10 protein-coding genes and 1 tRNA gene are annotated in these 10,412 nt (G+C 35.8%); all 11 read left to right on the forward strand.

All coding sequences use genetic code 11. From position 1 onward, the window contains the following. Window positions 1–19: 19 nt before the first annotated feature. The 11 genes from CER22_RS27375 (at window position 20) to CER22_RS27425 (ending at window position 10,333) form a co-directional block, all read left to right on the forward strand. Entirely contained in the window at window positions 20–244 is a 225-nt protein-coding gene (locus tag CER22_RS27375) for an anti-sigma-F factor Fin family protein (RefSeq protein ID WP_000399441.1), read from the forward strand. Between the two features lie 105 nt (window positions 245–349). Next, window positions 350–3,880, forward strand: coding sequence for a transcription-repair coupling factor (mfd, locus tag CER22_RS27380; protein ID WP_000579706.1), 3,531 nt, complete (start codon window positions 350–352; stop codon window positions 3,878–3,880). Between the two features lie 136 nt (window positions 3,881–4,016). Next, window positions 4,017–4,553, forward strand: a complete 537-nt coding sequence (gene spoVT / locus CER22_RS27385; protein ID WP_088061461.1) for a stage V sporulation protein T — start codon at window positions 4,017–4,019, stop codon at window positions 4,551–4,553. Window positions 4,554–4,785: 232 nt separating this feature from the next. Next, window positions 4,786–6,387, forward strand: coding sequence for a putative polysaccharide biosynthesis protein (locus CER22_RS27390; RefSeq protein ID WP_088610122.1), 1,602 nt, complete (start codon window positions 4,786–4,788; stop codon window positions 6,385–6,387). Between the two features lie 12 nt (window positions 6,388–6,399). Continuing rightward, window positions 6,400–7,860 carry a nucleoside triphosphate pyrophosphohydrolase gene (mazG, locus tag CER22_RS27395; RefSeq protein ID WP_000014264.1) on the forward strand — a complete coding sequence of 487 codons (1,461 nt, stop codon included), beginning with the start codon at window positions 6,400–6,402 and terminating at the stop codon, window positions 7,858–7,860. Window positions 7,861–7,874: 14 nt separating this feature from the next. Continuing rightward, complete coding sequence (locus tag CER22_RS27400; RefSeq protein WP_001234876.1) at window positions 7,875–8,150, forward strand: RNA-binding S4 domain-containing protein; 276 nt, start codon at window positions 7,875–7,877, stop codon at window positions 8,148–8,150. 58 nt (window positions 8,151–8,208) lie between these two features. Further along, complete coding sequence (gene yabP, locus CER22_RS27405) at window positions 8,209–8,517, forward strand: sporulation protein YabP (RefSeq protein WP_000368630.1); 309 nt, start codon at window positions 8,209–8,211, stop codon at window positions 8,515–8,517. Next, window positions 8,514–9,167 (forward strand): spore cortex biosynthesis protein YabQ, encoded by a 654-nt coding sequence (yabQ, locus tag CER22_RS27410; RefSeq protein WP_000059764.1) that lies wholly within the window; start codon window positions 8,514–8,516, stop codon window positions 9,165–9,167. The genes yabP and yabQ overlap by 4 nt, the downstream gene beginning before the upstream one ends. Further along, window positions 9,164–9,523: a cell division protein DivIC gene (gene divIC, locus CER22_RS27415; RefSeq protein WP_001208737.1), complete on the forward strand. Its 360-nt coding sequence runs from the start codon at window positions 9,164–9,166 to the stop codon at window positions 9,521–9,523. The genes yabQ and divIC overlap by 4 nt, the downstream gene beginning before the upstream one ends. An 87-nt stretch (window positions 9,524–9,610) precedes the next feature. Then, on the forward strand, window positions 9,611–10,099 hold the full coding sequence (locus CER22_RS27420) for a S1 domain-containing RNA-binding protein (RefSeq protein WP_000021454.1): 489 nt from the start codon (window positions 9,611–9,613) through the stop codon (window positions 10,097–10,099). A gap of 160 nt (window positions 10,100–10,259) precedes the next feature. Next, window positions 10,260–10,333: transfer RNA gene (locus CER22_RS27425), tRNA-Met, on the forward strand. Window positions 10,334–10,412: the final 79 nt, after the last annotated feature.

Here is a 10,412-nt window from a genome sequence, read left to right on the forward strand (position 1 = left end):
GGATTTTTAGGAGGCTAGTATGGAAGGGTATTATTATTGCAGACATTGCGGGAGTAATGTAGGCTCCGTTACTGCAGAAAAAGTGTATAGCGACGTTTTATTTCAACTAACAGAGCAAGAAGTAGTAGAGATGATTCATTTTCATGAGAATGGAAATATATATATAAAAACGATTTGTGAATCGTGTCAAGAAACGCTCGCATCTTATCCTGAGTATTATGAATATGAAAAATTTCTGCAATAAAATGTTGTCGCTTTGGCATGTCCAAAGCATTTTTCTGTTTTCTTTTTCCAAAATATTTGCATAAAATATAGTGGCTTGCTCTTTATGTTGAGAGGGGTTTTGAAAATGATAGGTTTATTAGAGCAATTTTATAAAAATGAAGAGATCCAATCGGTTATTAATGGACTAGAAGATGGTTTAAAAGAACAACTTGTATCAGGTATGGCAACCTCTTCTCGTTCGTTATTAATGGCGGCCTTATATAAAAAAACAAAAAAATCACAACTTATTGTGACGCATAATTTATATCAAGCACAAAAAGTGCATGAAGATTTAGTGGCGTTACTTGGTGAAAAAGATGTGTGGTTATACCCAGTAAATGAATTGATAGCATCAGAAATTGGTGTTGCAAGCCCAGAATTGAAGGCGCAACGTATTGAAGTATTGAATCGTTTAGCGGCAGGAGAGAACGGGATTATTGTAGCGCCAGTTGCAGGACTACGCAGATTTTTACCAATGAAAGAGTTGTGGAAGCAAAGGCAAATCGAAATCAATCTAGGGCAAGAGATTGATTTAGATACATTCTTGCATACTTTACATCATATTGGTTATGAGCGTAAGTCGATGGTAGAAGCTCCTGGGGAATTCAGTTTGCGCGGGGGAATATTAGATATTTACCCATTAACTGAAGAGTTACCATTTCGTATTGAATTTTTCGATACAGAAGTTGATTCTATTCGATTATTTGATGTGGATGAACAGCGCTCTCAAGATAAAAAAGAAAGTGTTAGATTTGGTCCAGCAACAGAGTTTTTATTTTCACAGGAAGAATTGAAGTCGGGAATTGAGCATCTTGAGGAAGGCTTGACTAAGACGATGCAAAAACTTTCCGATGATAAATTGAAGACTACAGTGCTTGAAACGGTAAGTCATGAAATTGAGATGTTAAAAAACGGGCAAAGTATAGAACAGATGTTTAAATATTTATCTATTTTCTATAAAGAACCTGCTAGTCTGATAGATTATTTACCTGAAGATGGTATTGTGGTTTTGGATGAGATTTCTCGTATTCAAGAAACGGCATCACATCTTGAAACGGAAGAGGCGGAATGGTATATATCACTTCTTGGTGAGGGAACAATTATTCAAGATTTATCTTTCTCACACTCGTTTGAGGAATTTCTTCATCATAAAAAAAGAAGTTTTGTATATTTAACGTTATTCTTACGTCATATAGCACATACACATCCGCAAAATATTGTGAATGTGACATGTAAAACAATGCAAGATTTCCATGGGCAGATGCAGTTGTTGAAAACTGAAATTGATAGATGGAACGAAGGGCATTTTACGACTGTTGTGCTCGGCACAGATGATGAACGTGTAAAAAAACTACAACATATTTTAAGTGATTATGATATTGAGGCAGATATCGTAGAGGGCACAGATATATTATTGCCTGGAAGGTTGCAAATTGCTGTAGGTGATTTACATGCAGGATTTGAAATGCCGATGCAAAAGCTTGTTGTTATTACTGAAAAAGAGCTTTTTCATAAAAAAGTTAAAAAATCACAACGTAAGCAGAAGTTATCTAATGCTGAACGTATTAAAAGTTATTCGGAATTAAAAGTTGGAGATTATGTAGTTCATGTAAATCATGGTATAGGTAAATTCTTAGGTATCGAGACACTAGAGATTAATGGTGTTCATAAAGATTACTTGAATATTAAATATCAAGGTAATGATAAGTTATACGTTCCAATTGAACAAATTGACCAAGTGCAGAAATATGTAGGATCTGAAGGTAAGGATCCTAAAGTTTATAAATTGGGCGGAAATGATTGGAAAAAGGTCAAAACGAAAGTTGAAAAATCTGTACAAGACATTGCGGATGACCTAATTAAACTATATGCTGAGCGCGAAGCTTCAAAAGGTTATGCATATACACCAGATACGGCAGAACAACAAGAATTTGAATCTTCTTTCCCATATCAAGAGACAGAGGATCAATTACGTTCTATTGACGAGATTAAGAAAGATATGGAACGTGGACGTCCGATGGATAGGCTTCTTTGTGGTGATGTAGGATATGGAAAGACGGAAGTAGCTATCCGTGCGGCATTTAAGGCAATTATGGATGAAAAACAAGTTGCAATTTTAGTGCCGACAACGATCCTTGCACAACAACACTATGAAACAATTCGAGAGCGTTTTCAAGATTATCCAATCAATATAGGATTATTAAGTAGATTCCGTACGAGAAAACAGCAAAATGAAACAATTAAAGGCTTAAAAGATGGTACGGTAGATATCGTAATCGGAACGCATCGTATTTTATCTAAAGACGTTACTTATAAAGATTTAGGTCTTCTTATTATTGATGAAGAACAAAGGTTTGGTGTAACGCATAAAGAAAAAATTAAACAATTAAAAGCAAATGTTGACGTGTTAACATTAACGGCAACTCCGATTCCGCGTACACTCCATATGTCTATGCTTGGTGTGCGTGACTTATCTGTTATTGAGACACCACCAGAAAATCGTTTCCCAGTCCAAACGTATGTAGTAGAGTATAATCCAGCGTTAATGCGAGAAGCGATAGAACGAGAGCTTGCAAGAGGTGGGCAAATTTACTTCCTATATAATCGTGTGGAGGATATCGAAAGAAAAGCAGATGAAATTTCGATGTTAGTTCCAGACGCGCGTGTAACGTATGCACATGGGAAAATGAACGAAGGTGAATTAGAGTCTGTTATGCTATCGTTTTTAGAAGGGCAGCATGATGTTCTTGTAAGTACAACAATTATTGAGACGGGTGTAGATATTCCGAATGTAAATACGTTAATTGTATTTGATGCAGATCGTATGGGATTATCGCAGCTGTATCAGCTTCGTGGTCGTGTTGGACGTTCTAATCGTGTTGCATATGCATACTTTGCATACAAACGAGATAAAGTGTTATCAGAAGTTGCAGAGAAGCGTCTGCAAGCCATTAAAGAGTTCACAGAGCTTGGGTCAGGTTTCAAAATTGCGATGAGAGACTTATCCATTCGTGGTGCAGGTAACTTGTTAGGAGCCGAACAGCATGGATTTATTGATTCTGTCGGATTTGATCTATATTCTCAAATGTTAAAAGATGCAATTGAACAGCGTAGAGGAACAGATGGGGTTGAAAATACAGTTAATGTTGAAATTGATTTAGAAGTAGATGCATATTTACCAGATGCTTATATTTCAGATAGTAAACAAAAGATTATGATGTATAAACAGTTTAGAGGTGTTTCTGCAATTGAGGATATTGAAGAGTTGCAGGAAGAGATGATAGATAGATTTGGTGATTACCCGCAAGAAGTTGGTTACTTATTGCAAATTGCAAATATTAAAGTATTGGCAATGAAAGAACAAATTGAGTTAATTAAGCAAAATAAATTTGAAGTGACAATTCTGTTCTCAGAACAAGCAAGTCAAAATATTGATGGCGGAAAATTATTCATGCTTGGAAATAGTTTTGGACGTATGATTGGTCTAGGAATGGAAGGATCGCAATTGAAAATCGTTATGAAAACAAATGGTTTAGAGACATCGAAGTGGTTAACAATTGCTGAAAATTTATTAAAAGGCCTACCAGATGTAAAAAAAGAAGTCATAAATGCCTAATATAAGATAAAAAAATACAATTCGGCGTGCATAGAAGAACTAATGTGTAAAATACTATGTCTAACAGTTGGTGATTTTTACATGAACAGGTAAATTCACCACTTTGATCATCAGTAGAAAGTGAGGCAGCATTAGAATGAAAGCAACTGGAATCGTACGTCGAATTGATGATTTAGGTAGGGTAGTAATCCCGAAGGAAATTCGTAGAACTTTACGTATTCGAGAAGGAGACCCACTAGAAATATTTGTTGATCGCGATGGAGAAGTGATTTTGAAAAAATATTCTCCAATTAGTGAACTAGGTAATTTTGCAAAGGAATATACGGAAGCTTTATACGATAGCTTAGGACATAATGTGCTTGTATGCGATCGTGATTCTGTTATCGCAGTAGCAGGCGTATCTAAAAAAGAATACTTAAATAAAAGTGTTGGCGATTTAATTGAGAAGACAATGGAAGAGCGTAAGTCTGTAATTATGACAGATGAAAGCGAAATTTCAATTATTGATGGAGTAACAGAAAAAGTGAGTTCCTATACAATTGGCCCGATTGTTGCGAATGGGGATCCAATTGGAGCTGTTGTTATCTTCTCTAAAGAGGATATTATAAGTGAAGTAGAGCATAAGTCAGTAAATACAGCTGCAAGCTTTTTAGCGAAACAAATGGAGCAGTAAGGCTATATCGAATTTTAGAAGTAGCAATCTTTCCTAATTATGATATTTCTTTTTGAGAAATCAAATATTTGGAGATATATGTATATTGAATGAAGGTAGCGCTTTGCTACCTTTTTTCGTTGAACATTTCTAGCGTTGCACGAACGTATTATTACTCGTGTAGGCAAGGAAGCTTGTCCTTTTCTTTATGATATAATACGAGGGGTGAGAATAGAAAAAGGAGTTTTCTTGTATGGAATCGAAGAAGTATCAAGCCTTTTGGCGTGGGGCTATTATATTAACAATCGCAAGTTTTGTTACAAAGGTATTAAGCGCTTTTTACCGTATTCCATATCAAAATATAGCGGGTGATATTGGTTTTTATATTTACCAACAAATTTATCCGTTTTATGGATTTTGTTTAATTTTAGCTACTTATGGGTTCCCCATTATAATTTCAAAAATGGTTGCGGAACGATTAGAGCGAGGGAAACAACAAGAAGCAGAAGAAATTATCTGTGTATCTTTTTGGTTTTTATTAGGAATTGGTTTCGTAGGCTTTTTTACATTGTTTTTTGGTGCCGAAACAATTGCAGCAGCCATGGGTGATATACACTTAGATAAGTTATTACGTGTTATTTCATTTTCATTCATATTGATGCCGTTTTTATCTGTAGCAAGAGGATATTTTCAGGGGTTCAATAATATGATGCCAACAGCTGTTTCGCAAGTGATAGAACAAACAATTCGTGTTTCTATTATTGTATTTTTATCTCTATTCCTAATTGCTCGCGGATTTGATTTATATACAGTCGGTGCAGGTGCTATGTTAGGTTCAATCGCAGGCGGACTAATTGGGATTATCGTACTTGTACTTTATATGCGTCATGACTTTCGTTCTATATTTTTCAAGAGTGTAAAGAGAATTAAGGGAAAAAAGAGGATCATTAAAATTCTGTTTTGGCAGGGATTGGCGATTTGTGTTAGTAACTTAGTACTTATTTTTATACAAATGGCTGATTCCATTTCCTTCTATTCCTTACTTATTGGGGCAGGAGAGCAAGCTGAAAGTGCAAAGGTATTAAAAGGTGTTTACGACAGAAGTATCCCGCTTATGCAATTAGGTACTGTCGTGACAACTTCTTTCTCATTGTCACTTATTCCAATTATTACAGCGGCGAAGGAAAGAGGAGATCTTTCCTTTATTCGAGAAAAGGTAAAGTTAGCAATGAAAATAACATTTGTTATTGGATTTGCAGCTGCCATTGGATTAACTTGTATTATTCAGCCTACGAATATTATGTTGTTTGAAAATAGTGATGGGTCAGATGTTTTATCCATTTTATCTTTATCTATTTTATTTAGTTCATTGTCGATTGCAACTGCTTCTATTTTGCAAGGGTTAGGACAAACATTAAAACCAGCAATATTCGTTATATTTGGGGGTTGTTTAAAGTTAGCTTTAAATTATACATTAATGCCGTATTTTGGTGTGAAGGGAGCTGCAATTGCAACACTAGTTGCGTTAATTGTAATTTCTGTGCTAAATAGTGCATTACTTATGCAAGCTGTATCCGAATCGCTTATCGATAAGCGTAATATGTTAGGTGTAGTTATTAGTGGTATCGGTATGGGGTTTGTATTAATAATATTTATACGTTTGATGCAAATGTCTGGATTAGTAATTGATACAAGGCATAGAGGAATTGCAACACTTGAGGCATTGTTAGGTGTAGCTATCGGTGGATTAACATATGTGTTTTTAATTTTAAAATTACGTGTATTTACAAAAGCGGAAATAGGAACCGTTATGAAAAAAGAGAAAAAAGAAGGTTCATTGAAGAAGAGTGGATAGAGGTGGCAGGTTGTGAGTGGAATCATTACTATTTTAGGATTAGGTGCTGGTGAGTTAGATCAGTTAACGATGGGTGTATATCGAAAAATAAAAGAAGCAGATCACATGTTTGTTAGAACGAAGGAACATCCCGTTATAGAAGAGTTGGAGAAAGAAGGTATACAATATACAGCCTTTGACAGTGTATATGAAGCGCATGATACATTTGAAATTGTATATGAAACAATCGCCAATACATTGTTAGAACAAGCTGAAGGCACAGAAATCATCTATGCCGTGCCAGGGCATCCGCTTGTAGCGGAAAGAACGGTTCAGCTACTGTTGGAAAAAGGTGAAGTAGCGAATGTTGAAGTGCGCATTGAAGGTGGACAAAGTTTCCTTGATCCTATGTTTGCGAGTCTAAAGATTGATCCGATTGAAGGATTCCAATTAATTGACGCCACATCATTTGAAAGAGGACAATTAGAATTACGTCAACATTTAATCTTTTGCCAAGTATATGACGCATTCGTTGCATCTGATGTGAAATTAACATTAATGGAGATGCTATCAGATGATTATGAAGTGTATATCGTAACAGCTGCAGGGACTTCATTTGAACAAGTTAAAAAGGTGCCGTTGTACATGTTAGATCATGAAACAGAGTTGAATAATTTAACGAGTGTATATGTACCACCAGTTAAAGAACGTGCGTCCTTGTATCAACAGTTTGATGTGCTTAGAGAAATTATTGCAGACCTTCGTGGACCGAATGGTTGTCCGTGGGATAAAAAGCAAACACATCAATCTTTAAAGAAGTATTTAATTGAGGAAGCTTATGAAGTGTTGGAAGCAATTGATGAAGAGGATGATGATCACTTAGTAGAAGAACTGGGTGATATATTATTACAAGTTATGTTGCATGCTCAAATCGGGGAGGATGAAGGTTGGTTCTCTATAGATGATATTATTCGAACTTTATCTGAGAAAATGGTTCGCCGCCACCCGCATGTATTTGGGAATACGGATGTAAATAATGCCGATGAAGTAATTGCCAATTGGGAAGAAATTAAAAAACAAGAAAAAGGATTCGTGAAAGAATCTGTTTTAAATGGGGTTCCAAAAAGTTTGCCACAGTTACTACGCGCCTATGAAATCCAGAAAAAAGCTGGCAAAGTTGGTTTCGATTGGGTTGATGTACAACCGATGATAGAGAAAGCCTTAGAAGAATGGCAAGAGTTCCAACAAGAAGTTACAAATATGGATGAGGCGAAAATGTTAGGTGAATTTGGCGATTTACTATTTGCGTTTGTGAATATAGCTCGTCATTATAAAATAGATCCCGAAGAGGCGTTACGTTCAACGAATGAGAAATTCGTCGGTCGTTTCTTATACATGGAAGCAAAGGTAGCTGAAATGAATAAAGAGATGCAAGATTTATCATTAGAGCAGTTAGACGTTTTATGGGAAGAGGCAAAACAAACAGAGCGTTAATAGGGGGATTTGATATGCGTCTAGATAAGTTTTTGAAAGTATCACGTTTAATTAAAAGAAGAACATTAGCGAAAGAAGTAGCTGATCAAGGAAGAATATCAATTAATGGTCAAGTGGCAAAAGCGAGTTCAGATGTAAAAGTAGCTGATGAATTAACAATTCGTTTTGGTCAAAAAATAGTAACTGTAAAAATAAACGAATTGAAAGAAACGACTAAAAAAGAAGATGCAGCAAATATGTATAGTTTAGTTCGCGAAGAAAAAGTAAAGGCTGAAGAAGGCTTGTTCTAAAATCAATTATCCCTTCATACATTACTATTAGCTAGTATAAATCTATGGGGGGATTTACGTGGATAATGGTTACTCACCTATGTCTTCTAATCAACAAAATGTTTCGGTAGAGCATGATATTATTATGCGTGGCAGGCGTGTAATTGATATTACCGGTGTAAAGCAGGTAGAGAGTTTTGATAGCGAGGAGTTTTTACTTGAGACCGTAATGGGTTTTTTAACAATTCGTGGTCAAAATTTGCAAATGAAAAATTTAGATGTAGAAAAAGGTGTTGTATCGATTAAAGGGAAAGTTCATGAGATGCTGTATATTGATGAGAATCAAGGGGAGAAAACTAAAGGATTCTTTAGTAAGTTGTTTAAATGAGCCTAACAATTCAGTTGTATACGATGCTCTCAATGATCGGAATGGGTGCTTGGATTGGAGCGTCTTTAGATACATACCAACGATTTTTAAAGCGGCAAGAACGTAAACGTTGGCTTGTATTTATTCATGATATACTATTTTGGATTGTCCAAGCATTATTCGTTTTTTATGTACTGCTTCTTGTAAATGAAGCTGAACTACGTATATATGTATTTTTGGCATTATTATGTGGTTTTGCGGCATATCAAAGCTTATTGAAAGCAATATACATGAGACTGTTAAATTTTCTCATCTATATTTTTATGCAAACAACACACTTTTTTGTTCAAATTATAAAGCTACTCATGATAAAACCTGTTATTATTATAGCGCAGCTATTTATTGCATTTATATTATTCTTATTTCGTATACTGCTTTCAATTGGACATGTGTTATGGAAAATGGTGATTTGGATATTACTTTTCATATGGAAAGTTTTTTTCTGGCCTGTTCGATTTATTGCTTCGCTCATATGGAAACTTCTCCCTAATCGTGTTAAACTTTTTATAATGAAACATGTAGGGTTCCTGCAATATATAGCAAAATTGAAGGGACACATCTTCCAATTATGGGGGCGTATAAAAAAGAAGTTAGGGGGACCTCGGAAATGAGGGAACTGAGACAAAGAACAATCGAAAAACAGAGTCCAAATCCTGTTAAAGAGCATATAATACAAACGGATGAGAACAGGAAGCGACTTTATCGCCGTTTAGCGGTTTTTCTTGTCTTTGCTTTTACAATTATTGCGAGTATTAGTGTAACGTTTTATCAACAAAACAGTTCCATTAGAGCAAAAGAAGCAAAAGTTAAGGACATGAAAAAAGAACTGGATTCATTAACGAATAAAGAAAAGAGTCTAAAAGACGAAGTTCAAAAGTTGAATGATGAAGAGTACGTATTAAAGATTGCTAGAAGGGATTATTTCTTCTCTGGAAAAGGGGAGATAATTTTTCCTGTTTCTAAGTAGAGTATGTCTTATTGACACTATATTTTAGGATTATATATAATAAAGTAAAATTTGACTTTTTAACCACTAAGGAGGAGCATTTTTTTTATGTCAATCGAGGTAGGCAGCAAGTTACAGGGTAAAGTAACAGGTATTACAAATTTTGGGGCTTTTGTGGAGCTGCCAGAAGGCTTAACGGGTCTTGTTCATATTAGTGAAGTTGCTGATAATTATGTGAAAGATATTAACGATCACTTAAAAGTGGGCGACCAAGTAGAAGTAAAAGTTATTAACGTTGAAAAAGATGGTAAGATCGGTCTATCTATTAAAAAAGCGAAAGAGCGTGAAAAAACAGAAGGAGATCGTCCACGTGGTGAATACCAACGCGGTGGCGGTGGCGATCAACAACGTTCTGGACGTCCACAACGTAATCGTTCTTTCAACAGAGATAACCGTGGCGGCGGTAACGAACGAGCTCCAAAAGAAACATTCGAGCAAAAGATGGCACGTTTCTTAAAGGACAGTGAAGATCGTTTAACTTCTTTAAAGCGTAACACAGAATCTAAACGTGGTGGCCGTGGCGCACGTCGCGGATAATAAGAACGTTTAATTCTTAGCATATAGAGAGGTACCCAGGGCGATTGCTCGGGGTGCTTTTTTATATGTGAAAATATATTTTTAAAAAAGTTTTCAAGATGTGTTGACTTTAAAATATATCTGAGGTAAGATACTAATTGTCCGTTAAATAAGACGACATGGCGGTGTAGCTCAGCTGGCTAGAGCGTACGGTTCATACCCGTGAGGTCGGGGGTTCGATCCCCTCCGCCGCTATATTTAATTTAACGGCCCGTTGGTCAAGTGGTTAAGACACCGCCCTTTCACGGCGGTAACACGGGTTCGAATCCCGTAC

The organism is Bacillus sp. K2I17 (assembly GCF_002209985.1).
Classification (GTDB): Bacteria; Bacillota; Bacilli; order Bacillales; family Bacillaceae_G; genus Bacillus_A; species Bacillus_A wiedmannii.

Excerpts from the sequence above, each read along its gene's own strand:
- CER22_RS27375 (WP_000399441.1), top strand. The coding sequence starts at position 20 with ATGGAAGGGTATTATTATTGCAGACATTGCGGGAGTAATGTAGGCTCC.
- mfd (WP_000579706.1), top strand. The coding sequence starts at position 350 with ATGATAGGTTTATTAGAGCAATTTTATAAAAATGAAGAGATCCAATCG.
- spoVT (WP_088061461.1), top strand. The coding sequence starts at position 4,017 with ATGAAAGCAACTGGAATCGTACGTCGAATTGATGATTTAGGTAGGGTA.
- CER22_RS27390 (WP_088610122.1), top strand. The coding sequence starts at position 4,786 with ATGGAATCGAAGAAGTATCAAGCCTTTTGGCGTGGGGCTATTATATTA.
- CER22_RS27400 (WP_001234876.1), top strand. The coding sequence starts at position 7,875 with ATGCGTCTAGATAAGTTTTTGAAAGTATCACGTTTAATTAAAAGAAGA.
- yabQ (WP_000059764.1), top strand. The coding sequence starts at position 8,514 with ATGAGCCTAACAATTCAGTTGTATACGATGCTCTCAATGATCGGAATG.
- divIC (WP_001208737.1), top strand. The coding sequence starts at position 9,164 with ATGAGGGAACTGAGACAAAGAACAATCGAAAAACAGAGTCCAAATCCT.
- CER22_RS27420 (WP_000021454.1), top strand. The coding sequence starts at position 9,611 with ATGTCAATCGAGGTAGGCAGCAAGTTACAGGGTAAAGTAACAGGTATT.